23 protein-coding genes and 1 pseudogene are annotated in these 26,504 nt (G+C 28.6%); 22 read left to right on the top strand and 2 right to left on the bottom strand.

Annotated features, from left to right (window positions below):
• Positions 1–32 precede the first annotated feature (32 nt).
• The 9 genes from ACZ5TJ_RS13550 (at position 33) to ACZ5TJ_RS13510 (ending at position 10,983) form a co-directional block, all read left to right on the top strand.
• Positions 33–1,550, top strand: coding sequence for a type I restriction-modification system subunit M (locus ACZ5TJ_RS13550; RefSeq protein WP_448875357.1), 1,518 nt, complete (start codon positions 33–35; stop codon positions 1,548–1,550).
• 12 nt (positions 1,551–1,562) lie between these two features.
• Positions 1,563–2,801 (top strand): restriction endonuclease subunit S, encoded by a 1,239-nt coding sequence (locus ACZ5TJ_RS13545; protein ID WP_464200395.1) that lies wholly within the window; start codon positions 1,563–1,565, stop codon positions 2,799–2,801.
• Between the two features lie 53 nt (positions 2,802–2,854).
• Entirely contained in the window at positions 2,855–3,433 is a 579-nt protein-coding gene (locus ACZ5TJ_RS13540) for a hypothetical protein (protein WP_464200394.1), read from the top strand.
• Positions 3,434–3,523: 90 nt separating this feature from the next.
• The gene (locus ACZ5TJ_RS13535; RefSeq protein WP_464200393.1) at positions 3,524–4,147 is read left to right on the top strand and encodes an EcsC family protein; all 624 of its coding nucleotides are present in this window, start codon (positions 3,524–3,526) and stop codon (positions 4,145–4,147) included.
• Between the two features lie 78 nt (positions 4,148–4,225).
• A complete protein-coding gene (locus tag ACZ5TJ_RS13530; RefSeq protein WP_464200392.1) occupies positions 4,226–5,341 on the top strand; it encodes a phospholipase D-like domain-containing protein in 1,116 nt (371 codons plus the stop codon).
• Between the two features lie 91 nt (positions 5,342–5,432).
• Complete coding sequence (locus tag ACZ5TJ_RS13525; RefSeq protein WP_464200391.1) at positions 5,433–6,386, top strand: hypothetical protein; 954 nt, start codon at positions 5,433–5,435, stop codon at positions 6,384–6,386.
• Positions 6,387–6,537: 151 nt separating this feature from the next.
• Positions 6,538–9,723 carry a type I restriction endonuclease subunit R gene (locus ACZ5TJ_RS13520; protein WP_464200390.1) on the top strand — a complete coding sequence of 1,062 codons (3,186 nt, stop codon included), beginning with the start codon at positions 6,538–6,540 and terminating at the stop codon, positions 9,721–9,723.
• Between the two features lie 2 nt (positions 9,724–9,725).
• Positions 9,726–10,442, top strand: coding sequence for a M48 family metallopeptidase (locus ACZ5TJ_RS13515; protein ID WP_464200389.1), 717 nt, complete (start codon positions 9,726–9,728; stop codon positions 10,440–10,442).
• Between the two features lie 19 nt (positions 10,443–10,461).
• Positions 10,462–10,983, top strand: coding sequence for a hypothetical protein (locus tag ACZ5TJ_RS13510; RefSeq protein WP_464200388.1), 522 nt, complete (start codon positions 10,462–10,464; stop codon positions 10,981–10,983).
• Positions 10,984–11,155: 172 nt separating this feature from the next.
• Here ACZ5TJ_RS13510 and ACZ5TJ_RS13505 read toward each other — a convergent pair whose 3' ends face one another.
• Positions 11,156–11,584, bottom strand: a complete 429-nt coding sequence (locus ACZ5TJ_RS13505; protein ID WP_464200387.1) for a helix-turn-helix domain-containing protein — start codon at positions 11,582–11,584, stop codon at positions 11,156–11,158.
• 15 nt (positions 11,585–11,599) lie between these two features.
• Here ACZ5TJ_RS13505 and ACZ5TJ_RS13500 point away from each other — a divergent pair.
• From ACZ5TJ_RS13500 to ACZ5TJ_RS13485, 4 genes and pseudogenes are all read left to right on the top strand, one after another.
• Positions 11,600–12,067 (top strand): annotated as a pseudogene (locus ACZ5TJ_RS13500) (mannose-1-phosphate guanylyltransferase); the annotation flags it as partial.
• A gap of 293 nt (positions 12,068–12,360) precedes the next feature.
• The gene (locus tag ACZ5TJ_RS13495) at positions 12,361–12,939 is read left to right on the top strand and encodes a zinc dependent phospholipase C family protein (protein WP_464200386.1); all 579 of its coding nucleotides are present in this window, start codon (positions 12,361–12,363) and stop codon (positions 12,937–12,939) included.
• A 195-nt stretch (positions 12,940–13,134) separates the two neighbouring features.
• A complete protein-coding gene (locus ACZ5TJ_RS13490) occupies positions 13,135–13,509 on the top strand; it encodes an ArsR/SmtB family transcription factor (protein WP_464200385.1) in 375 nt (124 codons plus the stop codon).
• Positions 13,510–13,526: 17 nt separating this feature from the next.
• On the top strand, positions 13,527–15,734 hold the full coding sequence (locus tag ACZ5TJ_RS13485; RefSeq protein ID WP_464200384.1) for a heavy metal translocating P-type ATPase: 2,208 nt from the start codon (positions 13,527–13,529) through the stop codon (positions 15,732–15,734).
• Between the two features lie 39 nt (positions 15,735–15,773).
• Here the strand turns inward: ACZ5TJ_RS13485 and ACZ5TJ_RS13480 are convergent, their stop codons facing one another.
• Entirely contained in the window at positions 15,774–16,613 is an 840-nt protein-coding gene (locus ACZ5TJ_RS13480) for a phosphatase PAP2 family protein (RefSeq protein WP_464200383.1), read from the bottom strand.
• Positions 16,614–17,020: 407 nt separating this feature from the next.
• Here ACZ5TJ_RS13480 and ACZ5TJ_RS13475 point away from each other — a divergent pair, with 407 nt between their 5' ends.
• The 9 genes from ACZ5TJ_RS13475 to gltA all read left to right on the top strand — a co-directional run bounded on the left by ACZ5TJ_RS13475 (position 17,021) and on the right by gltA (position 26,339).
• The gene (locus ACZ5TJ_RS13475; RefSeq protein ID WP_039313103.1) at positions 17,021–17,665 is read left to right on the top strand and encodes a redox-sensing transcriptional repressor Rex; all 645 of its coding nucleotides are present in this window, start codon (positions 17,021–17,023) and stop codon (positions 17,663–17,665) included.
• A 258-nt stretch (positions 17,666–17,923) separates the two neighbouring features.
• Positions 17,924–18,706, top strand: coding sequence for a short-chain-enoyl-CoA hydratase (locus tag ACZ5TJ_RS13470; protein ID WP_464200382.1), 783 nt, complete (start codon positions 17,924–17,926; stop codon positions 18,704–18,706).
• A gap of 65 nt (positions 18,707–18,771) precedes the next feature.
• The gene (locus tag ACZ5TJ_RS13465; protein WP_464200381.1) at positions 18,772–19,911 is read left to right on the top strand and encodes an acyl-CoA dehydrogenase; all 1,140 of its coding nucleotides are present in this window, start codon (positions 18,772–18,774) and stop codon (positions 19,909–19,911) included.
• 16 nt (positions 19,912–19,927) lie between these two features.
• Positions 19,928–20,707: an electron transfer flavoprotein subunit beta/FixA family protein gene (locus ACZ5TJ_RS13460; protein ID WP_045725949.1), complete on the top strand. Its 780-nt coding sequence runs from the start codon at positions 19,928–19,930 to the stop codon at positions 20,705–20,707.
• Between the two features lie 20 nt (positions 20,708–20,727).
• Positions 20,728–21,726 (top strand): electron transfer flavoprotein subunit alpha/FixB family protein, encoded by a 999-nt coding sequence (locus tag ACZ5TJ_RS13455; RefSeq protein WP_464200380.1) that lies wholly within the window; start codon positions 20,728–20,730, stop codon positions 21,724–21,726.
• A gap of 34 nt (positions 21,727–21,760) precedes the next feature.
• Complete coding sequence (locus ACZ5TJ_RS13450; protein ID WP_464200379.1) at positions 21,761–22,609, top strand: 3-hydroxybutyryl-CoA dehydrogenase; 849 nt, start codon at positions 21,761–21,763, stop codon at positions 22,607–22,609.
• Positions 22,610–22,757: 148 nt separating this feature from the next.
• A complete protein-coding gene (locus ACZ5TJ_RS13445; protein WP_464200378.1) occupies positions 22,758–23,951 on the top strand; it encodes a phospholipase C in 1,194 nt (397 codons plus the stop codon).
• A 103-nt stretch (positions 23,952–24,054) separates the two neighbouring features.
• Positions 24,055–24,945: a sulfide/dihydroorotate dehydrogenase-like FAD/NAD-binding protein gene (locus ACZ5TJ_RS13440; protein ID WP_464200377.1), complete on the top strand. Its 891-nt coding sequence runs from the start codon at positions 24,055–24,057 to the stop codon at positions 24,943–24,945.
• Positions 24,945–26,339 (top strand): NADPH-dependent glutamate synthase, encoded by a 1,395-nt coding sequence (gene gltA / locus ACZ5TJ_RS13435; RefSeq protein ID WP_464200376.1) that lies wholly within the window; start codon positions 24,945–24,947, stop codon positions 26,337–26,339. The genes ACZ5TJ_RS13440 and gltA overlap by 1 nt, the downstream gene beginning before the upstream one ends.
• Positions 26,340–26,504: the final 165 nt, after the last annotated feature.

The following is a 26,504-nucleotide window of genomic DNA, read 5'->3' as shown; positions in this document are numbered from 1 at the left end:
TAGATGGAAATATTTTAGAAGGAGATAAATTTATGGCGAAGCTTACATTACAGGAATTAGAATCAACACTTTGGCAATGTGCAGATATTCTTAGAGGAGAATTAACTGGTGCAGAGTACAAAGATTATATATTTGGAATGTTATTCTTGAAAAGATTGAATGATGAATTTGATGAAGAAAGGGAAGAAAGAAAAAAAGAATTCTTAGAAGATGGTCTTGAAGAAGAGGAAATAGACGAACTTTTAGAAGACCCTAGTATTTATGAAACTTTCTTTGTTCCAGAGCAAGCTAGATGGACAAAACTTAAAGATTTAACTTTAAATATAGGACCAGAATTAGATAAAGCATTTAAGGCAATTGAAGACGAACCAAAAAATGCTGAACTTGTTGGTGTATTAAGTACAACTAACTACAATGATAAAGAAAAAGTTCCAGATAAGAAGTTATCTCAACTTTTAATTCTTTTTAATAGTGTGAATTTAGCTAATTCTAATTTAGAATCTGAAGATATGCTTGGAGATGCTTATCAATATTTAATTAAACAATTTGCAGACCAAGGTGGTAAAAAAGGGGGAGAATTCTATACTCCAACAGAAGTAGTTAAGGTTCTTACTAATATATTAAAACCTCAAGAAGGGGATAGAATATATGACCCTACTTGTGGTTCGGGTGGTATGCTTATTCAAAGTATAGATTATGTTAAAAGACATGGGGGAAATCCTAAGAATTTAAGTCTTTTTGGTCAAGAAATAAACCTTTCAACATGGGCAATATGTAAAATGAATATGTTATTCCATGGAGCAAAGGGAGCAGATATTCAAAAAGGTGATACTATAAGAGAACCTAAGCATACGGAAGGTGGTACGCTTAAAGTTTTTGATAAAGTACTTGCAAATCCTCCTTTTTCACTTAAAAATTGGGGAGCAGAAGAAGCTTCAAAAGATGCTTTTAATAGATTTAATTATGGAATACCACCAAAATCTTATGGAGATTTAGCTTTTGTTGAGCATATGCTTTCAAGCTTAAATATGAAGGGAAAGATGGCATCAGTAGTTCCACATGGAGTTTTATTTAGGGGGTCTGCGGAAGGTAAAATAAGAAAAGGATTTATTAATGATGATTTAATAGAGGCAGCAATAGGACTTCCACAAAATATATTCTACGGAACAGGAATCCCAGCAGCTATAATAGTTCTTAATAAAGCTAAAGAAGAAGAAAGAAAAGGAAAAATACTATTTATAGATGGAAGTAATGACTTCGTAAAAGAAGGGAATAAAAATAAACTTAGGGATGAAGATATAGAAAAAATAATATCAACATTTGATGCTTTTGAAGATGTGGAAAAGTATGCAACTGTTGTGGATATTGAAACTATTAAAGAAAATGATTGTAATTTAAATATAAGTAGATATGTTGATACAACTGAAGAAGAAGAACCAGTTGATATAGAGAAAGTATTAAAAGAAATAAGAGAATTAGAAGAAGTAGAAGAAACAACAAAAGAAAAACTTAATGGATATCTAAAGGAATTAGGATTTGATGTACTGTAAGGTGGTGATAGAGTGAAGAAAGAAGTAAGAGAAGGATATAAAAAAACATTAGCTGGATATATACCTGATGAATGGGGATATGAGGAGTTAAATAAATTAGTAAATAAAATAACTGATGGAACGCATAAAACACCTAATTATACAGAGGATGGTATACCTTTTTTGAGAGTTACGGATATTCAACAAAGTAATATTGATTGGGGAAATGTAAAATATATTTCACAAGAAGAGCATTTAGAATTGATAAAAAGATGTAATCCGGAATTAGGAGATATATTATACTCTAAGAACGGAACAATAGGTATTCCTAAAATAATAGATTGGAATAAGGAATTTAGTATTTTTGTTAGTTTATGTTTAATAAAAATGAAAAAAGAAAATTCGCTTATTATTAATAAATATTTAGAGCAATTTTTAAAGTCTGATAGTTGTATGAAGCAAATAAGACTTAGAGCAAAGCAAGGAACAGTAACAAATCTTCATTTAGAAGAGATTAGGGAGTTGGTAGTTCCTATTCCCACGAAAGAAGAACAAGAAAAAATAGCGTCAATACTTTCAACAGTAGATGAGCAAATAGATAATACAGAAAAATTAATACAAAAAAATCAAGAACTGAAAAAAGGCTTAATGCAACAGCTATTAACAAAGGGGGTAGGACATATAAAGTTTAAGAAGACGGAGATTGGGGAAATTCCTGAGGAGTGGGAAGTTAAATTCTTAGAGGAAATATGTGAAATATTAGATAGTTATAGAAAGCCAATAAAGGCGAGTGAAAGAGAAAATATGAAAGGTGAAATACCATATTATGGAGCATCAGGAGTTATAGATTGGGTTAATGATTATATTTTTGATGAAGATTTAATATTGCTAGGAGAGGATGGAGAAAATCTTAGCTCTAGAAATACAGAGTTAGCATTTAAAGTATCAGGAAGATGTTGGGTCAATAATCATGCACATGTATTTAAAATAAGAGATAATAAGAGTCATAATATAGATTTTATTGTATATTACTTAGAATCAAAAGATTATTCAAAATATATAGCGGGTTCTGCACAGCCTAAAATTACTCAAGCACAGTGTAGAAAATTTTTATTACCTATTCCAGATAAAAAAGAACAAGATAAAATAGCATCAATATTAGTATCAATAGATGAAAAAATAGAGGAATATCAAAATAAAAAAGAAAAATTAGAAGAATTGAAAAAAGGATTAATGCAACAATTATTAACAGGAAAGATTAGAGTAGTATAATTTTATTTATAAATAATATACAAAAGTAAATTTTTATGAGAGGTAAAATAACTATGAAACAAATTAATAATGAATATTATGCAAAAAAGATATTTGAAATATTTGAAGGATTATTAAATCAATTTAAGGTAATAAATAATAAAAAGTGGGGTAATCCTGCAGGTCAAACTGATGAAATGGAGACATTTGAAATAAAGAATAGTGAAGGAACTATATGGTGCTCATTAATAGAATGGGTTAACACTGGGACTTTAGAAACAAATAGAGTAGGACTTATTGCAACTAGTCCTTTAGAAAATAAAACTTCATCATTAGGTCATATTGTAGAAGTAACTATACCATTTGAGTTTAATAGAAGATTTAATACTAGAGCATACGAGGAAAAGGGCTTAATAGAAATTAGAAATTATGGTAAATTTACTGTTGGAAGAAAGGGAATTAAAAAGAAAGAGTTTTTTGATTTTCTTAGAAAGAAAAATAAAGACTTAATTAATATTGATGAAGAAAATAAAGAGTACATAACTGTATTTTCAATAAAAGATAGACAGTTATCAAAAGAAGATTTTGCGAATTCATTAATAAAATTTACTTATTTAATAAAAGAATTTAAAGACCAAAAAAGAAGAGTTTAAAAATATATAACAATAATAAGTCATAGAAAAATTTATGACTTCAGAGTATCGATAAAGTCGACACTCTGAATATATACTTAGGAGGAAGAAATGTCTAAAGAAGAGTTAAATGAATCTAAAATTATGCAAGTATTAGATTGGAGTTATGACAAGGCGGTAAATGGATTACCAGGCATGGAAACAGCAGAAGAATTAGCTGAGAAATATATTAGTAAATCAAGTTCGATTGATGAAGCTATAGACAAATTCATTAATTGGCAACAAGCTAAATGTGCAACAAGTGGCTTTATAACTGGATTAGGTGGAATTATAACATTACCTGTTGCAATTCCTGCTAATATTAGCTCTGTAATATATGTTCAGATAAGAATGATTGCAGCAATAGCAATTATGAAGGGCTATGATTTAAAGGATGACCAAGTTAAAACTCTTGTGTATGTATCACTAACTGGTCAAGCAGCTACTGATATATTAAAACAGGCAGGTATAAAGATAGGAACAAAAATGAGTACGGTATTAATAAAAAGAATGCCTATTGAAATAATAAAACAAATAAATAAAAGAGTAGGTTTTAGACTTGTAACAAAATTTGGAGAAAAGGGAATTATTAATTTAGGAAAATGTGTGCCTGTATTAGGCGGAGTAATTGGAGGAACTGTAGATGCAGTAGGAACACGCACTATTGGCAAAACTGCAAAGAAAGTTTTTAATTAAAAATAGAATTAAAAAAGAGATTGATATAATAAAATTAGAGTCATATAAATGGAAAATTAGTAAGGAGAAAAAAGTTATATGATATTATCAAGTAGAATTACTGATGTTGAGTTTTTACTATCTAAAGATGAATTAACATATGGTAAGGTTTTAGATGATTTTACTAATGCAAAAAAAATATATATATTAACATATAATATTTCAAAAAAGAATGATGAATTATTAAAAGCTATAAAGGAATGTGGAGAAAGTACTGAAATTAAGATTATTTCTAATATTCCTGGTAGATGGAATGAATATTTTTCAGAGAATTATGCTAATTTAGCTAAAAGAAATATAGCTATCTATAAAAATAAGTTAAATCCGCAACAAATAGCTGAAAAAGCAGAAGTTTATTTTTGCTTTGCAAATCATGCTAAGATAATTATGACAGATAATATTGTATATGTAGGTTCGTCTAATTTTTCAGAAGAAAGTGCAGAAAATATTGAATCAGGATTTATAAGTAGAGATAAAAATTTTATTGAGTTTTTAGAAAATGAAGTTTTCCCTTGGGTTATTGGATATTCTAGCAATTATAATATTGATGATGAATTATTATTTTTACAAGCATCAATTCAACAAAGTGTAGCTATGTTTGAATCAATATATGAAAGTTACCATATGAAATTTTATTTTTTAGCTGACCATAGAGGTCAAGAGCGATGGTATTATAATTTAAATGAAGATAATTTTTCACTTAATGATATAGATAAAACAGTTGAGCTATTTGATAATTATTTGGAATTATTAGAACATATAAATAGAATTTTTGGATTAAATGTTGTAATAAATGAAGGTATAGATGATATTATTGATTTAATAGATTATGCAAATAAGGTAGTAAATAATATTAAGGGCATATTTTCAGAAAATTTATATGATTTAGCTAGATTCAATAAACAAGATTTTATAGACGATTATATGAATGAAAATTTAATGGAAGCATATGATGAATACTTAGATGATTATATGGATAAGGCAATGGATGCTGCTAATGATACTTTTGAAGAATTAGCAGAAGGTTTAAAAGATGATGTGGATGAGTTATTAGAAAAACTTAAGTACATGAAGGATATAAGTAAAAATGTACTTAAAAGATTTAATGAAGTTCCAAAAAATTTAATTCAAATAGATAATACTAAATTTAAATAAAAAAATAATATGAATTAAAAAAGTATTAATGTTGTAGATACTAAATAAAAAGATTAGAGTCAAATATTAACTAAGAAATATGGGGGAGTATATGTATTTATTAAGGCAAACAGTTGAAGATAATGAAAAAATTTTTGAATACATTAAATTAGAAAATATGTATGAATTTAATCAAATGAAATATTATAATTCATATGTTAATAAATATAAGATATTTAAATTATTATTTAATGATGTTATTGAAGATTACGGTATATTCAAAGATTCAATGAATGTTGATATAAATAATCCTAGAAAAATAGGAAACTCATTTTTAAATTATATAAATTCAGTTAAAAAGTTTGAAGAAAAATCAAAAAGGGAATTAAAAAAATTTTTTGATGCTAATTTTTTTAAAAATATATTAAGAGAAGCACACAGCAATAAAGCATATAATCTTATTTATAATATGAGAAATTACGATGAACATATAGCCTCTCCAATTACAACTATTGAGACTAGTATAAATGGAAATATTAAATTATTTGCAAATATTTATAAAATAAAAAGAGAGTTAAAAGAAACTGGTTGGAAAAAGTTGTTGGATAAACAGTTTATAAATGAAAATACGATTGAAGTTAACTCTTATATATCTGAGTCTTATAATATAGTAAAGTCTATTTGGGAAAAAATATACGAGTATATTATTTTAGAAGATATATTTTTAAGTAAATTTTGTGCAAAGCTTCATGAGTTTTATAATAGATATAAAGATAATAATCATATTTTAGCTTTATATTTATGTGATGAAAAAAATTATACTAATTTAGATATGTCAAATAATATAGATATATTATTTATTAAAGAAATATTATTTGCAAAAAGGGTACATGTGACTAACGGAGAATTTAAAGTTGGTGAAACTATTATAGATAATGATATAAAATATATATGTATATCTAAAAAGAAAGACATATTAAATAACAAAATTATAGACCAATGCTTTGTTGCAGCATGTTTAGATAGTAAAGATATAAAATTTATACTCGATAGTATTGAAAAGTAAAATATTTTATTATTATAGAATTAAAAGGTAAGATAAAATAAATAATATTATGTCATAGAGAAATCTATGGCTTTTTTTATATTCATAAAAAGATTAAAGTTTAAAATAGTGTATAATTAAGGTGTAATTACAATAATTTGGGGGGAGTAGGATGGCATACTTAGGAAATGAAGAAACCTTAGTAGAATTACCAGCAGTAGAATATTTAGAGAACAAATTAGGATATAACTTTATTCATGGTAAGGAGTTAACTCCAAAGTATGGAGAGAGGGATTCTTTAGCTGATGTTGTTTTAGTTAATAGATTAAGAAAATCACTTAAAAGACTTAATCCTTGGATGAATGAAGAAAATTTAGATAGAACAATAAGATATATTAATAGAGCTGATAGTTTAGGGACAGGTTTATTAGAGATAAATGAAAAGATTTATGATTCTCTTGTGAATTTAACTTTTACTGTAGAGCAAGATTTATATGGTGATGGTCAAAAGAAACATCAAACTGTTAATTTTATAGATTGGGAAGATGTAGATAACAATGACTTTTTAGTTGTTCGTCAATTTGAAGTACAAACTTTAAGTGGAAAATCTATTTTCCCTGATATAGTTATTTTTATAAATGGTATTCCTGTAGTTGTTTTAGAAGCTAAATCTCCATTTTTAGAAAAAGGTCATAATGAGAGTATTGGAAAAAAACAAGCCTTTGAGCAACTTAGAAGATATATGAATGTTAGAGATGAATCTTTAGGTGAAGGAGCACCAAGATTATTTTATAGCAATTTCTTTACAGGAATCTTAAATAGATATAATGCTTACGTTGGAACAATTAGTTCTAAATATAATCATTATTCACAATGGAAGGACCCATATCCATTTAAAATTGATGAAATAGAAAATTATAAAGATTGTGGTCAAAATGTATTTTTACAAGGCTTCTTAGAAAGGAAAAATCTACTTGATTTAATGAGAAATTTTATTGTCTTTGAGGCTGAGGATGGAGTTGTTATTAAGAAGGTTTGTAGATATCAACAATTTAGAGCAGTTAATAAAGCACTTCATAGAATTAAAAGTGGAAAAGATAAAACCTCTAAAGGGGGTGTTGTCTGGCATACTCAAGGGTCAGGTAAATCATTAACTATGGTTTTCCTTGCAAGAAAAATTAAGAGAACTAAAGGTTTAACTGATTCTACAATAGTTGTAGTTACTGATAGAATAGATTTAGATAAGCAGATAGCTAAGACTTTTGAAAGAACATTAGGAAAGATAACTACACCTGTTAGAGCTGATAAAATTGAGCTTATGAAGAAGTTACTTAAAAATCCACAACCACAAATTATAATGACAACTATTCAAAAATTCCAAAGTGAAACTGAAGAAAGAGAAGTTATTCTTGATGGCAAAAAGATTGTTCAAAAATATTCTGTTGATTATCCAGTTTTAAGTACAAAGCAAAATATTATTGTATTAGCTGATGAGGCACATAGAAGTCAGTATAAAGATACAGCAGCAAATATGAGAAGAGCATTACCTAATGCAGTTTTTGTTGGATTTACAGGTACTCCAATAGATAAAGATGATAAGTCAACACCAAGAACCTTTGGTGGTTATATAGATAAATACTCCATTAAACAGGCAGTAGATGATGGTGCTACTGTTAAAATTATTTATGAAGGTAGAAGACCTGATTTACAAGTTATAGGTGAGTCTTTAGAAGATTTATTTGATGAAGCTTTTTCTGATAAAACTGATGAAGAAAAAGAAGCTATTAAGCAAAAGTATGCAAATAAAAAAGCTATAGTTGAATCAGAGGATAGAATTGATGAGATAGTTAAAGACTTATTAAAGCATTATAAGGAGCAGATACTTCCTAATGAATTTAAAGCTCAAATTGTATGTGTATCAAGAGAGGCATGTGTTAAGTATTATAATGCCTTAAATAGACATATGAAAGATATATTAGGAGAAGCTTTTGAAGCAAAAGTAATATTTTCAGGAGATAATAATGATAAAGTTCATTTAAAGAAACATTTTACTACAAAATCAGAACAAGAAAATTTAATAAATAGATTTAAAAAGCCAATTAATAAAGATAAGCTATCTTTCCTTATAGTTAAGGATATGTTATTAACAGGTTTTGATGCTCCGATAGAGCAGGTTATGTATATAGATAGACCACTTAAGGAGCATACTTTGCTTCAAGCAATAGCAAGGGTTAATAGAACTTGCACTAAAGAAGTTGAAAGAACATTAGATAATGGTGAAGTTGTAAAAGAAAATATTATAAAACAATGTGGGTATGTTGTTGATTATTATGGTATTTCTAACTTCTTAGAAGAAGCACTTGCTATTTTTGATAAAGAAGAATTAGGGAAGCCTATGAATTCTTTAGATGACTTATATAATGAGATGCTTGGCTTTAGAGAAGGTATAATGGCTATGTTTAGAGGAATAGATAAAAATAATTTAGATGAACTTGTAAATAAGATTGAGCCAGATGATAAGAGAGCTGAATTTGAACTTATGTATAAGAAGTTTTCAGGAGCAGTAGAAAGCTTATTACCAGCTCATGTTGATACAGAAATATTAAATGATTTAAAATGGCTTTCTTATATTAGAGCAGCAGCTAAGGCTAAGTTTAATCCAAGTGAATCTATAGATATTTCAGATTGTGGTGAAAAGGTAAGAGAAATAATAGAAACTCATTTAAAATCATTAGGAGTTAAAGATTGGATTAAACCTATTACTTTATTTGAAGATAATTTTAAAGCAAAGATTAATACACTAAAATCAGATGAAGCAAAGGCATCAGCAATGGAACATGCTATGAAGTATACTATTAATGTTAGAGGAAAAGAAAATCCTGTTTATTATGCATCTTTACTTGAAAGACTTCAAAAAATATTAGATGAAACAAGAAACAATTGGATTGAAAGAAAGAAAAGACTTGAAGAATTCATTGAAAATGATGTTGAAAATGGTGCATCAAATAAGGCTAATGATTTAGGTCTTGATGAAAAAGAGTTTGCTTTCTTTGAAGTTGTTAGAAAATATTTAGAAGATAATGGAGAAGAGTTTATTTTAAAAGATGGCGAAGCAGCATATATAAGCAATGAGACTATGGAGCTTTCTAAAGAGATAGCAAAGGATGTTAAATCAGTTGTTAAGGATAATTATGTCATAGATTGGGTAACTAATATTAGTAAAACTAATGATATTAAAAGAGCTATTAAGCTTATGATTATTAAGAAATATGCAAAGAGAATACCTAGAGAGGTTAGAGAAAAAATAATGGAACCATTAATAAATTTAGCTAAAATACATTTTGATGTAATGGAGTAAGTATGAAGTCTAAAGTCAAATTTGGAACAAAAGAAATTGAATTCAGTATTGAATTTAAAAATAGAAAAACAACAAGTATTTCTGTAGAGCCACCTAATAATATTTTGGTTGTGGCTCCACTTGAAATGAAGGAAAAAGAAGTTAAAGAAATAGTTAAGTCAAAAGGTACTTGGATAGTCCAAAAGCTTTTTGAGTTTAGAAATATTGAATCTAAAAAAGTTAATAGAGAATTTGTTAATGGAGAGTCTTTTATGTATTTAGGAAGAAACTATTCATTACAAATTCATGTTGATGAAATTATACAGAATAATTCATTTGTTAAGCTTTATAGAGGAAAATTTCATGTCTATGTTAAGAAAAAAAGTGATAAATTAATAAAAGCTGCTATGGAAGCTTGGTATAGAGAAAAAACTGAAGAGCAAGTTAAGAAAAGAATTAAGTATTATCAAAAATTTTTTAATAAGAAACCTACAACGATAAAAGTTAAAGAACAAAAGAAAAGATGGGCTAGTTGTACATCAAATGATGAGCTTTTATTTAATTGGAGATGCGTTATGGCAAAATCAACATCACTTGATTATATTGTAGTTCATGAGATGTGTCATATGTATCATAAGAATCATTCACATGAGTTTTGGAAGCTTTTATCTTCGGTGCTGAGTGATTATGAAGTTAGAAAAGAATGGCTTAGAGATTATGGGATAAGAATAGATTTATAGAAAAATGGAGAATGAATTTATGAACAATAATAATTTAAAAGGAAGTAATGTAGATGAGCAGATTAAAAAGGTTAATAAAAAAATATATATATTAGAAAAGCTTTTGGAGGCTAAAGGGTATAAATATTCTGATGCGATTAATAAAACTAGAAAAAATGAAAGAAAAGATTTTTTTAATTTAAAATATAGTTGTGGTATATATCATTTTTTTTATGAAGAAAATAATATAAAGTACTCATTATATTTAGGAAAAGCTTCTTTTGGTAATGACGGTAATTGGTATTTATTTAATAGAATAAATCAGCATTTTCAAAAATCACAGGATGATACACTTCATGGAAAATTAGCGAAAAGTTATGAAGAAGAAATTGATAATGAAGGTGCAATAGATATTTTAAAAAAGAATAATGTATATATTCAGTTTGTTGAAATATATGAAAAAGATAGTGATAGTATGAATTGGCAAGAAATTAATGAGGAAATTGAAGAGTATGAGAAATTTTGTATAAAAGTATTAAATCCTAAGTTTACTGATAGATAGTTGATAAATATATAATTTTAAATTTATTTATGTTTTCTTTAGGTAATTAAGCGGTTGTGGTATACCACAACCACCCAATTGCCTAAAGAAAAAACATAAAAAATAAGAGATTTTATTTAATAAAATCTCTTATTTTTTAAACAGAAAGGTCAAAAAAGCGACTATAATAGAATTATAACGCTATAAACTTCTTTATCTGAGTGTATTGTTTTCTTGATGGATATTTTAATCCATTTTCAAATTTTCCTATGCTAACAGGACTAAGTTTACATTTAGATGCAAAATCTTTTTGAGTAAGGTTCAATAATATCCTAGTTTTTAAAATTGTTTTAGGATAATTATTTAAGAGAATGAATTTATAATATTCATCACAAAATTTTTTGAAAGAGATATTAAGCAAATTACAAAAAATTTTAAAATCATTAGGTCTTAAGTATCTATCATCAAAGGTTATATTAGGTTTAGAATCTAATAAAGAATTTATAGCTTTATAAAATTCCTCAAAAGTTATGCCAAGACTTGATGCTTTATCAAAGTATTTTTCATAAAGATTAAGTCTATTAGATTCTTCGAAGAGATTAAATTCTAAATGGACAAGCATCGCACTTTGGTTAAGCGAGCAGATGTAATACTAAGAGAAATTGAAAAATATCTTCCATCAATGCATAAGCCGCTTATGGAAATATATAAGCATATAGGTGAAGCTGATGAAGAACAGGTTATAAATGAACAATATAAATTAATAGACGGAATATCTATAGATTTTGGGGTTATGCAAAAAACTAGAAAGGCGTACGTAATTAAATGTGATTTTGCCTGGGATGATATAGGTAGCTTTAACGCTCTTAGTAGATTTTTAAACAAGTATAGGAGCAATTCTATATCTGAAAATGTTTTTTTAGAAGAATGTGAGAATTGTTCTATATTTGGAGGGAAAAATCTTATAATAGGATTAGGAGTTAAAGATCTAGTCGTAGTTGATGCAGGGGATGTACTACTTGTTATGGATAAAAATAAGGATCAAGAAATAAAGCATCTATTAAACAAGTTAGAAATGGAAGAAGATTATAAAAAGTATTTATAAACATTAAAAAATACATCTATAAGATATACTTCTTATAGATGTATTTTTTAATGTTTATTTAGTAATTTATTATTATTTAAAAATTTTAAGAAGAAAAATAAACTTAATTTAAATTTAAATAATAAATATATAAAAAAGTGGTAAAATAGGAACGTGGGATAATTTGAGAATTTTATAAATGGGTTTTTACTGAAATAATTTAGAAACTATCCCAAATAACATCTATATATTTTAAACAAATATTATAGTAATATGAGTTTAAATCCTAAAGGTTATAAGGAAGTGATATTTATATGTTAATGAACAATCATAAAATGATTGCAGAACATATTTTAGATAATATGAGAGAAGATAGATTACATTTAATAAATAGAAAAAGATTTATTTGGGGAAATATTAAGCCAGATTGTGCTTCAAGATATAAATTTAAAAAACATTATTATGATGAAAGTATTGATATGATTGTAGAGATGATAGAAAAGTTAGCATCATTATCTATAAGTGAAATAAATAATGAAAGTAGTATAGGGAAATTTAGTGGAGCACTAGGGGTAGTGTGTCACTTCTTAACTGATTACTATTGTCTTCCACACTATCAAAGATGGGAATTTAAAAGTGCTATGAGACCTCATGTTTCTTATGAGAGAGAACTTTTAAAGATATCAAGATCATATAAGGCAAGTATAATCAAAAATAGTGGTTTAACACAAGATAATGTTAGAATATTTATTGATGAAACTTTAAAATTATATTCAAGAAAACAAAGTTTCGAGAATGATTTAAACTTTGCATATTATGTATGTAGCTCAGTATTTGATATGATAATTGAATCAATAGTTCAAAATGAAATAAATAATAGAATAGCTATGTAATATATAAATATAATATAGTTTTCAATATATTAGTTATGTTTATTATAAAATAATTTTAAATGAATAACCTAGAGTATGAAGTAATTTTAAATTTTACTTCATATTCTATTTTTTTTGTCAAAAAATAGTTGACTATTATAATATAGCTGCATATAATGAACATATGAACAATCATTCATATGAAGGAGGAGTAATATGGGAAAATCATTAATAGAAGAATGTATAAGTGATAAGTGTTCAACTAATGTAATTCACCAAGATAGGGTTGATTATGCAAAAAGTAAATTGCCAAAAGAAGAAACTTTATATGATTTAGCAGAATTATTTAAAGTATTCGGAGATACAACTAGAATAAAAATAATATGTGCACTTTATGAAAGTGAATTATGTGTTTGCGATATAGCAAATCTTTTAAATATGACTCAATCAGCAGTATCACATCAACTTAGAACTTTAAAAGCAGCAAGATTAGTTAAATTTAGAAGAGCAGGAAAGGTTGTATATTATTCACTAGATGATGAACACATTATGAGAATCTTTAATGAAGGATTAAGCCACGTTAATGAATAAAAAGGGAGGATATCATTATGGAAAGTAAGAAACTTAAGCTTTCTTTAAATGGTCTAGATTGTGCAAATTGTGCAGGTAAAATAGAAAAGGCGGTTAGTGAGTTTAAAGAAGTTAGTGAAGCTTCATTAAATTTTTCATTCAAGCTATTAATTATAAAGTATGATGCGAATATTGATGAAAAATATATTATAGATAAAATTACAAAAGTAGTAAAAGACTTAGAACCAGAAGTAGATGTAGAAAAATATTCATTAAGTTCAAATAAAAACGTTAGAGCAAATAATAAAAGTGTTTGTACAGATAGATGTTGTGATGGACATGCACATGATCATCATGAGCATAATCATAATAATAGTAAAAAATCTATTCAAGATGAAGAGGGCAATAAATTTATAAGATTTTTAAAAGAAAATTATAGATTAGTAATTGGGATAATACTATTTATAATTGGTATGATATTAGATGAAAATGCAATAATACTAATAATTTCATATGTTTTTGTTGGAATAGAAGTACTTTTAAGTGCTGTAAGAAACATTTGCAAAGGTAAAGTTTTTGATGAAAACTTCTTAATGAGTATAGCAACTCTTGGAGCAATAGCTATAGGACAATATCCAGAAGGGGTAGCAGTTATGGTGTTCTATGAAATAGGAGAAATGTTCCAAAGTTATGCTGTAAATAGATCTAGAAAATCAATATCAGAATTAATGGATATAAAAGCTGAATATGCAAACTTAGTAAAAGGTGATACTACAGAAAAAGTTTTACCAGAAGAAGTTAAAATAGATGATATTATAATGATAAAACCAGGTGAAAGAGTACCTTTAGATGGTGTTATTGTTTCAGGGGATACTTCAGTAGATTCATCAGCTCTTACTGGAGAATCAATGCCAGTTAATAAAAGAATAGGAGATGAAATACTTGCAGGTTGTATAAATAACACTAATGTTATAGAAGTTAAAGTAACACATGAATTTGAAGAGTCAACTGTTGCTAGAATATTAGAATTGGTTCAAAATGCAAGTAGTAAAAAAGCATCAACAGAAAAATTTATTACAAAGTTTGCTAGATACTATACACCTATAGTTGTTATATGCGCATTAGCATTAGCTATAATTCCATCAGTATTTATACAAGGAGCTAATCCTAATGAATGGATATATAGAGCATTAATATTCTTAGTTGTTTCTTGTCCTTGTGCATTAGTAATATCTGTACCACTTGGATTATTTGCAGGTATTGGAGGAGCTTCTAAAAAAGGAATATTAGTAAAGGGTGGTAACTATTTAGAATCCTTAAAAGATATAGACACAGTTGTTTTCGATAAAACAGGAACACTAACTAAAGGAGCTTTTAAAGTAACTCAAATTAATAACGTAGGAATTTCAAAGAGTGAACTTTTAAAATATGCAGCTATTTGTGAAAGATATTCAAATCACCCAATAGCAAAATCAATATTAGAAGAATATAATGCTTCAAATAATAGTGATATAGAAGAATTTAAGATTGATAATCATGAAGAAGTATCAGGTAAGGGGGTAATAACTCAAGTTCAAGATAAGAAAATACTTGCAGGTAATAGCAAGCTTATGAGTAGTAATGGAATTATTGTACCAAATGACGATTATATAGGAACAGTTGTATATGTTGCTGTAAATAATGAATATAAGGGTTCAATAATTATATCAGATGAAGTTAAGAGTGATTCAAAAGAAGCTATAAGTGAACTTAAAGCTTTAGGAGTAAACAAAGTAGTAATGCTTACTGGTGACAGCAAAAAAGTTGCAAATGCAGTTGCAAGTGAGCTTGGAATAGAAAATGTTTATTCAGAACTTCTTCCAGGAGATAAGGTAGAAAAAGTTGAAGCACTTTTAAAAGAAGAGAGAAAAGGAAAGCTAGCATTTGTTGGAGATGGTATAAATGATGCACCAGTACTTGCTAGAGCCGATGTTGGTGTTGCAATGGGTGGAATAGGTTCAGATGCAGCCATTGAAGCAGCTGACGTTGTTTTAATGAAGGATGAGCCAACAGCATTAGCAAATGCTATAAAGATAGGAAGAAAAACAAATAAAATATTATGGCAAAATATTATTTTTGCTCTTGGAATTAAAATAATAGTATTAATATTAGCTACAATTGGAGATGCAAATATGTGGGAAGCAGTATTTGCTGATGTTGGAGTTACATTAATTGCAGTTATAAATTCAATGAGAGCATTAAAGTAGAAATTAAGGAGCGTTATTAAACGCTCCTTTTTAATATTTTTATATACATTTATTACATAAGTGTAATTTTAAGAAAATTATTGGACATATAAATGTAGCCCAGAATATTAATATAAAATATTTTATAAATAGAAAAATACTATGAGTTAAAATTGGAGAAATAATTAAATAAATTATAAGTGCTCCCATAACTCCTATAAGCATTTTTATTATATGTTGGATTTTAGTACCTCTAGGATCAAAATTTAAAAATTTTCTTTCTAGCAATAAAGAAATAGTTAAAGCTGACAATGAACCTAATGCTTTTAATAAATCATCACTTGGTAGAAATACTCCAAGTATTAAAAAGATAATTGTAGTATAAACAATAATATAGGAAGAGTTATTGAAGGATTTATCAAATATTTTATTTGAGATAAATACTGATAGTATTCCGATTAGTGTTCCCATAATAACATCTATTGGCCAGTGTACTCCAAAGTATAGCCTAGATAGTGGTACTAGTATAAGCATAGCTATTCCAGCTATCCATACAAATTTATTCCTATATTGATTCATAAGGAAGGCAAAAGCAGTAGCATTACCTTGAGAATGGCCAGAAGGGAATGAACTTCCAGTTGCCGTGTTAATTTCTCCACTTATAATACCTTCTGTTCCAATAGGCCTTTTTGCATTAAAAAATCCTTTTAATATATTATTAAGTGAAAAAGAAAATAACATAGCATATAAAAACTTAAAACCAAGTTTTTTATCAATGCACCAAAATAAAATTAAAGATGTAATAATTCCTATAGTTTGTCCACCTAAATTTGTGATTATAGAAAAAAATACATCTAAAAATGGATTAGAAAATTGTTGTATAAATTTAATTACTTCCATTAAAATGCTCCTAAGTAAAATATTCTTAACAAGAAGATTATACATCTTAAAACCAAGAAAATACAAGGGTTTCAGTATACAAGTAATTCCATTGACAAAGGTTTTAAAGCTAAGTATAATTACTACGTTAAAACTTCCAGGCAAAGACGAAGGGTAGCATGCAGGATTTTCCTGCTGTAAAGTCAAGATTAGGCTTTATATCTTGAATAAAGTTTATGTATGAGGTATATAATCTTATATATAAACTTTATTTTTTTTATATAAAAATAGATAAATTTATTGATTTTATGGTAATATAAAAAAGATAGAGTAAAAAAGCAGTAATAGTTTTAGTTTTTAAAACAAGAAAATTGTTAGAAATATATATTAACATTGTTAAAAAAAAGATTAGTTAAGGAGAATACAGTATGGAGAAAAAGAAGAAAATTTCTATGGCTGTCATAAAAAGACTGCCTAAATATCATAGATATTTAAATGAGTTATTAAATAATGACGTTGATAGAATATCTTCAAAAGAATTGGGTGAAAAAATAGGTTTTACTGCATCTCAAATACGTCAAGATTTAAATTGTTTTGGTGACTTTGGACAACAAGGTTATGGATATAATGTTAGAGAACTTACAAATCAAATAAGTAAGATTCTTGGACTAGATAGACAATATAATGCAGTAATAATTGGTGCAGGTAACATAGGGCAAGCAATTGCAAATTACACTAGATTTAGCAAGATGAGATTTGATTTAAAGGGAATCTTTGATGCAAATCCAAAGCTTTTAGGAATGAGAATAAGAGATGTAGAAATTCAAGATATTGATACATTAGATGATTACTTAAAAGAACATAATATTGATGTTGGAGTAATATGTGTACCTAGAATTAATGCACAAAAAGTTTGTGATTCATTAGTAAAAGGTGGAGTAAATGGAATATGGAATTTTGCTCCTGTAGATCTTGCAGTTCCAGAAGGAGTTATGGTAGAAAACGTTCATTTAAGTGAAAGTTTACTAACTTTAATATATTTATTACATGATAAATATGACAATGAAAATTAGGAAATAAAAGGTTTTTTATAAAAATTTTCATACTAAGTAAGAATTATATTGCAAAAAATTTAACAAAGTATTATAATTATAATTGAAGTTGAAAGACTTCAATTATTTTTTTATATTATTTGTTATATTATTAACAATGATGAAAAAATTAATAATTTTATTAAATTTAAGCAAAATTTATGTCTAAATTTGAAGGTTATAAAAATAAATATAAATAAATATGAAAAAACTCGTAATTATGAGAGGGAGGCTTTGTTAATGGAATTAAAGAATGTGCTTCTTGAAAAAGAAGGAAATTTAGCTATTGTGACAATCAACAGACCAAAAGCATTAAATGCTTTAAATTCAGAAACATTAAAAGATCTTAATACTGTAATTGATGATCTAGAAAAAGACAATAATATAACTTGTGTTATTTTAAGAGGAGCTGGAGAAAAGTCTTTTGTTGCAGGTGCTGATATTTCAGAAATGAAGGACTTAAATGAAGAACAAGGAAGAGAATTCGGAGTTCTAGGTAATAAGGTATTTAGAAGATTAGAAAAATTAGAAAAACCAGTTATAGCTGCTATCTCAGGATTTGCTCTAGGTGGTGGATGTGAACTTTCAATGGCATGTGATATAAGAATAGCTTCAGAAAAAGCTAAATTTGCTCAACCAGAAGCTGGACTTGGAATTACTCCAGGATTTGGTGGAACTCAAAGACTTGCAAGATTAGTTGGAGCGGGAAAAGCAAAAGAACTTATTTATACATGCGATATGATTAAGGCTGATGAAGCTTTAAGAATAGGATTAGTAAATAAAGTAGTACCTTTAGAAAACTTAATGGAAGAAGCAAAAGCAATGGCAAATAAGATAATGGCTAATGCACCAATTGCTGTTAAGTTATGTAAAGATGCAATTGATAGAGGATTACAAGTTAACATAGATGAAGCTATCATGATTGAAGCAGAAGACTTTGGAAAATGTTTTAGTACAGAAGACCAAGTTGAAGGAATGACTGCTTTCATGGAAAGAAGAGCTAAGAACTTCCAAAATAAATAAATTAAAAAATAATTATAAATAACTAATAAATATATTAGGGTGTATCGATTAGGAGGGTAATTTAAATGAATTTCCAATTAACTAGAGAACAAGAATTAGTAAGACAAATGGTTAGAGAATTCGCTATAAACGAAGTAAAACCAATTGCAGCTGAAATCGACGAAACAGAAAGATTCCCAATGGAAAATGTTGAAAAGATGGCTAAGCTTGGCATGATGGGAATACCATTTAGCAAAGAATATGGCGGATCAAACGGAGATGTGCTTTCATACATCTTAGCAGTTGAAGAATTATCAAAAGTATGTGCTACAACAGGAGTTATCTTATCAGCTCACACTTCATTATGTGCTTCATTAATAAATGAATTTGGTAAGCCAGCACAAAAGGAAAAATACTTAACTCCACTTGCTAAGGGAGAAAAAATCGGAGCATTCGGTTTAACTGAACCAGGAGCTGGTACAGATGCAGCAGGACAACAAACTACTGCAGTTTTAGACGGAGATAACTACATTTTAAACGGATCAAAAATATTCATAACAAATGGTGGAGTTGCTGAAACTTTCATAATATTTGCTATGACAGATAAATCAAAGGGAACAAAAGGAATTTCAGCATTTATAGTTGAAAAAGACTTCCCAGGATTCTCAATAGGTAAAGTAGAAGAAAAGATGGGTATTAGAGCATCTTCAACAACTGAACTTATTATGGAAAATTGTATAGTACCAAAAGAAAACTTAATCGGACAAGAAGGTAGAGGATTCGGAATCGCAATGAAGACTCTAGATGGTGGTAGAATTGGTATCGCAGCTCAAGCACTAGGAATTGCAGAAGGTGCTTTAGAAGAAGCTGTAAGCTACTTAAAGGAAAGAAAACAATTCGGAAGATCATTATCAGCATTCCAAGGATTACAATGGATGGTTGCTGAAATGAGCACTAAAATCGAAGCAGCTAGACACTTAGTATATAAAGCAGCTTTCAATAAACAAGCTGGTATTCCATATTCAATAGATGCTGCAAGAGCTAAACTTTTCGCAGCTGACGTAGCTATGGAAGTAACAACTAAAGCAGTACAATTATTTGGTGGATACGGATATACTAAGGAATATCCAGTAGAAAGAATGATGAGAGATGCTAAGATAACTGAAATATATGAAGGAACTTCAGAAGTTCAAAAGATGGTTATCGCAGGAAGCATATTAAGATAGAGGAGGACTTTAGATAATGAATATATTAGTTTGTTTAAAACAAGTTCCAGATACAACAGCAGTAAAAATAGATCCAAAAACAGGAACACTTATAAGAGATGGTGTACCATCAATAATAAACCCAGAAGATAAGCATGCTTTAGAAGCTGCACTTCAAATAAAAGAAAACAATGGAGCAAAAATTACAGTAATTAGTATGGGACCTCCTCAAGCTCAAATAGCTTTAAGAGAAGCATTATGTATGGGAGCTGATGAAGCAGTTCTTATAACAGATAGAGCATTTGCTGGAGCAGATACACTTGCTACTTCAAAAGCTTTAGCTGGAGCAATTAAGAGATTAGACTATGACATAATATTTGCTGGAAGACAAGCGATCGATGGAGATACAGCTCAAGTTGGACCAGAAATCGCAGAACACTTAAACATTCCACAAGTAACTTATGTACAAGATGTTAAAGTTGAAGAAGATGGATTATTAATAAATAGAGCATTAGAAGATGGATATGAATTAATTAAAGTTAATACACCATGTCTTTTAACTGCAATAGAAGAATTAAATCATCCAAGATATATGAATGTTGGATTAATATTCGAAACAAAAGACAAAGAAATAACTATATGGTCAGCAGATGATATAGATGTAGATAAAGCAGAATTAGGACTTAAAGGTTCACCAACAAAGGTTAAAAAATCAATGACTAAGGAAGCTAAAGGTGCTGGAGAATTAGTTAAAGAAGGTCCAAAGGACGCAGTTAAATATGTTATCGGAAAATTAAAAGAAAAACACTACATCTAAATTTCGGGAGGTAAGTTAAAATGAATATAGCAGATTACAAAGGCGTATGGGTATTTGCTGAACAAAGAGAAGGCGAATTACAAAAAGTATCATTAGAGTTATTAGGCGAAGGAAGAAAAATTGCAGATAAATTAGGAGTTAAGCTAACAGCTTTATTATTAGGACATAATATTAAAGACTTAGCAAACACTTTAGGAGAACATGGAGCAGACGAAGTTTTAGTTTGTGACAATAAATTATTAGAACACTACACAACTGATGGTTACACAAAAGTTATTTGTGAATTAGCTTCAGAAAGAAAACCTGGAATATTATTTATAGGTGCTACTTTCATAGGAAGAGATTTAGGACCAAGAGTTGCAGCTAGATTATCAACTGGATTAACAGCTGACTGTACTCAATTAGATGTTGAAGTTTCAAATGGAGATCTTTTAGCTACAAGACCAGCATTTGGTGGTAATTTAATGGCAACAATAGCATGTCCAGATCACAGACCACAAATGGCTACTGTAAGACCTGGAGTTTTCGCAAAAATCGAAGAAAAGAATGCAGAATTTATAGTTGAAGACGTAAATGTTAATTTAACTAGTGAAGACATAAGAACTAAAGTTGTTGAAATAGTTAAAGAAGCTAAAGAAATAGAAGATATAAGTGAAGCTAACTTCATTGTAGCTGGTGGTAGAGGACTTGGAAGTAAAGAAAACTTTGATAAACTTTACGAATTAGCAGAAGTAGTTGGTGGATCAGTTGCAGCTTCAAGAGGAGCTATAGATAAAGGATGGATAGAAAGAGATTACCAAGTTGGTCAAACAGGAAAAACTGTAAGACCTAACATCTACATTGCATGTGGTATCTCAGGAGCAATTCAACACGCTGCTGGTATGCAAGATTCAGACATGATTATTGCAATCAACAAGGATGAAACTGCTCCAATAATGAAACTTGCAGATTATGCAATTGTTGGTGATGTAAATAAAGTATTACCAGAATTAATTGCTCAATTTAAAGAAATTCAATAAGACTTTCAACTTAGAATTTAGGAGGGTATTTAAAATGAAAAAGATATTTGTTTTAGGTGCAGGAACTATGGGAGCTGGTATCGTTCAAGCTTTCGCACAAAAAGGATACGAAGTAATAGTTAGAGATATAAAGGATGAATTTGTTGAAAGAGGAATCGCTGGAATCAACAAAAATCTTTCAAGATTAGTTACTAAAGGAAAAATGACTGAAGAAGTTAAAGAAGAAATCTTAGGAAGAATTTCAGGAACTACTGACATGTCTTTAGCTGCTGATTGCGATTTAGTTGTAGAAGCTGCTATAGAAAACATGAAAATAAAGAAAGAAATCTTCGCTGAATTAGATGAAATTTGTAAGCCAGAAACAATCTTAGCTTCAAACACTTCATCATTATCAATAACAGAAGTTGCATCAGCAACTAAGAGAGCTGATAAAGTTATCGGAATGCACTTCTTCAACCCAGCTCCAGTAATGAAGCTTGTTGAAATTATAAGAGGAATAGCTACAAGCCAAGAAACTTTCGATGCAGTTAAAGAATTATCAGTAGCAATCGGAAAAGAACCTGTAGAAGTTGCAGAAGCGCCAGGATTCGTAGTAAACAGAATCTTAATTCCAATGATAAATGAAGCATCATTCATTCTTCAAGAAGGAATTGCTTCACCAGAAGATATAGATACTGCTATGAAATATGGTGCTAACCACCCAATGGGACCTTTAGCATTAGGAGACTTAATCGGATTAGATGTTTGCTTAGCTATCATGGATGTTTTATATAACGAAACAGGAGATACTAAGTACAGAGCATCAAACATATTAAGAAAATATGTAAGAGCTGGATGGCTTGGAAGAAAGACTGGAAAAGGATTCTTCGATTACAGCAAATAAAATTAACTAGTTAATAACTACACTACACTTTTATATGGGGGTAATTTATTACCCCCTTTTTTTTATGATAATATAGTCAAAGGTAAATAAATTTTTTATAATATAAAGGAATTTTTAAACAAAAGATAAGAAAAAAGGGGAAAATAATATGAATAAAAAAATAAAGAGACTTTTAGGTACAGCTTTACTGACGGGACTTATATGTATAGGATATAGTACAAAAACATATGCATGGGATGGAAAGGCTGATGGAACAGGGACGCATTCAGTAATTGCAACTCAAGCTATTAAAATGTTAAAAAATGATTTATCTAAAGACGAGCCAGAGGCTATAAGAAATAATTTAAATATATTAGAGGAAAACTTACATAAATTTCAGTTAGGGTCTACATACCCAGACTATGATAAAAATGCATATCAATTATATCAAGATCATTTCTGGGATCCAGATACAGACCATAATTTTTCTAAAGATAATAAATGGTATCTCGCATACGCAGTGCCAGATACGGCAGAATCACAAGTAAGAAAATTTACAGCACTTGCTAAGAATGAATGGAGAAAAGGAAATTATACTGAAGCAACCTGGTATCTTGGACAAGCTATGCATTACCTTGGAGATTTAAATACTCCATATCATGCAGCAAATGTAACTGCTGTAGATAGTCCTGGGCATGTTAAGTTTGAAACTTATGTAGAAGAAAGAAAAGATAGATATAGATTAAATACAACAGGGTATAATACAGACGATTTATTTTATAAATATACTTTAAAAAATGATGATTTTAATAAGTGGTCAAAAGAATATTGCAAACATTTTGCAAAAGAAGCTAAAAATTTATATTATAGCTTTGCAAGTATGAGTCATACTTATGATGATTGGGAACATGCAGCTGTTGTTGCAGTAGGTAATGCTCAAAAAAGTACAGCTGGATATATATACAGATTTTTAAATGATGTATCAAAGCCTGAAATTAATAATGAAAATAATATAGACGAAATAGTAGTTATGATAAAAACATCAAATGAAAAAGATGCAGGAACGGATGATTCAATCTATTTTGGAATTGAAACAAAAGACGGTGTAAAAGAAAAGTGGACTTTAGATAATCCAGGGGACGATTTTACTAAAGGACAAGAGGGGACTTATACTTTAAAGTTAAAAAATAATAATATTAAATATAAAGATATAAAAAATATGTGGATAAGAAAAGAGAAATTCACAGCTATAAGAGATGATTGGAAACCTGAATATATAAAAGTTATATCAAATGGGAAAGTACAATGCGAAAAGAATATAAACATATGGTTATCAGGGGACGTAACATATGAAGTAAAATAGACAACCTTTAAAGGTTGTCTATTTTACTTGATATGAAATTGAATTAAATGGTATAATTTATAAAAATAATAAATAATTAACAAAAAAGTATTGGGGGAAATTTATGTTTAAAGTAGTTAATAAGAAAATCCTTGCAGACAATCTATATCTTATGGATATTGAAGCAAAGAGGATAGCAAAGTCAGCAAAACCAGGCCAATTTATTATTATAAAAAATAATGAATATGGAGAAAGAATACCACTTACAATAGCCGATTTTAATAAAGATCTAGGAACTGTAAGTATAGTATTCCAAGCAATAGGTGATAGCACTAAAGAACTTGCTAAGTTTGAGATTGGGGATTATGTAAGTGATTTTGTAGGACCACTTGGAAGACCAAGTGAATTTATTTATGAAGATTTAGAAAGTCTAAAAAATAAAAATATTTTATTTGTAGGCGGCGGAGTAGGGGCAGCTCCTGTTTATCCACAAGTGAAATGGATGAAAGAACACGGTATAGATGTTGATGTAATTATAGGAAGTAGAAACAAAGAGTTATTAATATTAGAAGACGAAATGAGAAAAGTTTCAAAAAATCTTTATGTTGCAACTGATGATGGATCATATGGATTTAATGGTAGAGTTACTGATTGTCTTATAGATCTAGTTAATAATAAAGGTAAAAAGTATGACCATGCAATTGTTATAGGTCCTATGATAATGATGAAGTTTATGTGTAACTTAACTAAGGAATTAAATATTCCTACAACAGTTAGTTTAAATCCAATAATGGTAGATGGTACAGGTATGTGTGGTGCATGTAGAGTTACTGTTGGAGATGAAGTTAAGTTTGCCTGTGTTGATGGACCTGAATTTGATGGGCATTTAGTTAATTTTGATGAAGCTATGAGAAGAAGTGCAATGTATAAAACAGAAGAAGGTAGAAAGATTCTTAAAAGTATAGAAGGGGATAGCCACCACGGTGGATGTGGATATTGTGGAGGTGAAAATTAATGAATATGGAAGATAGATTAAAAAGGGTTAAAGTAAGAGAACAAGAACCTAAAGTAAGAGCTAAAAATTTTGATGAAGTATGTTTAGGATATAATAAAGAAGAAGCAATTAAGGAAGCTTCAAGATGCTTAGGATGCAAAAATCCAAGATGTGTATCTAAATGTCCAGTTAGTATAGAAATACCTAATTTTATTAATGAAATTAAGAATGGAAACTTTGAAGAAGCAGCAAAGGTTATAGCTAAAAATTCAGCACTTCCTGCTATATGTGGAAGAGTTTGTCCTCAAGAAAATCAATGTGAAGGTCAGTGCGTACTTGGAATAAAAGGTGAGGCTGTATCTATTGGGAAACTTGAAAGGTTCGTTGCAGATTTTTCAAGGGAAAATAATATAGATCTTTCAAATAGAGAAAAGGATAAAGGAATAAAAGTTGCAGTTATAGGAAGTGGACCTGCAGGACTTACTTGTGCTGGGGATTTAGCAAAGATGGGCTATGATGTAACAATATTTGAAGCACTACATGAAGCAGGTGGTGTTTTAGTATATGGAATTCCTGAATTTAGATTACCTAAAGATACTGTAGTTAAAGGTGAAATAGAAAATGTTAAAAAGCTTGGAGTTAAAATAGAAACTAATGTTATTGTTGGTAGAACAGTAACTATAGATGAACTATTTGAAGAAGAAGGATTTAAAGCTGTATTTGTAGGATCAGGTGCAGGACTTCCTAAGTTTATGGGGATAAAAGGTGAAAACTCAAATGGAGTATTTTCAGCAAATGAATTTTTAACTAGAAGTAATTTAATGAAAGCTTTTAAAGAAGGATATAGTACACCAATTAAGTCAGGTAGTAAAGTTGCTGTAGTTGGTGGAGGAAATGTTGCTATGGATGCAGCAAGAACTGCATTAAGACTTGGATCAGAAGTTCATATCGTTTATAGAAGAAGTGAAGAGGAACTTCCAGCAAGAAAAGAAGAAGTTCATCATGCAAAAGAAGAAGGTGTAATCTTTGATATTTTAACTAATCCAGTTGAAATTTTAAGTGATGAAAACGGATGGGTTAAAGGTATGAAGTGTGTTAAGATGAAACTTTTAGAAGCTGATGAATCTGGAAGAAGAAGACCTGTTGAAATTGAAGGATCTGAATTTATTATGGATGTTGATACTGTTATAATGTCACTTGGTACTTCACCAAATCCACTTATTTCATCAACAACTAAAGGTCTTGAAATCAATAAAAGAGGTTGTGTAATTGCAGATGATAATAATGGCTTAACTTCAAGAGAAGGTGTATTTGCAGGAGGAGATGCAGTAACAGGTGCTGCAACTGTAATACTTGCAATGGGAGCTGGTAAGAAAGCTGCTGTTGGAATCCATGAATACTTAAGTAATAAATAATACTGATAAATTAGCTATATAGATGCAAGAAAAATTCTATATAGCTAATTTTTTTATTAACTAAATAAGTTTTTATAAGTCTTATGAAATAGAATATTAACAAATTGCATAACATAAAAGCGTTATCAATTAAATATTTGTGGTATAATTAATAAAGATAATTAG

Source organism: Clostridium budayi, assembly GCF_055396605.1.
The sequence above is the reverse complement of the archived record's forward strand: the minus strand, read 5'-3'. Positions and strand labels throughout refer to the sequence as shown.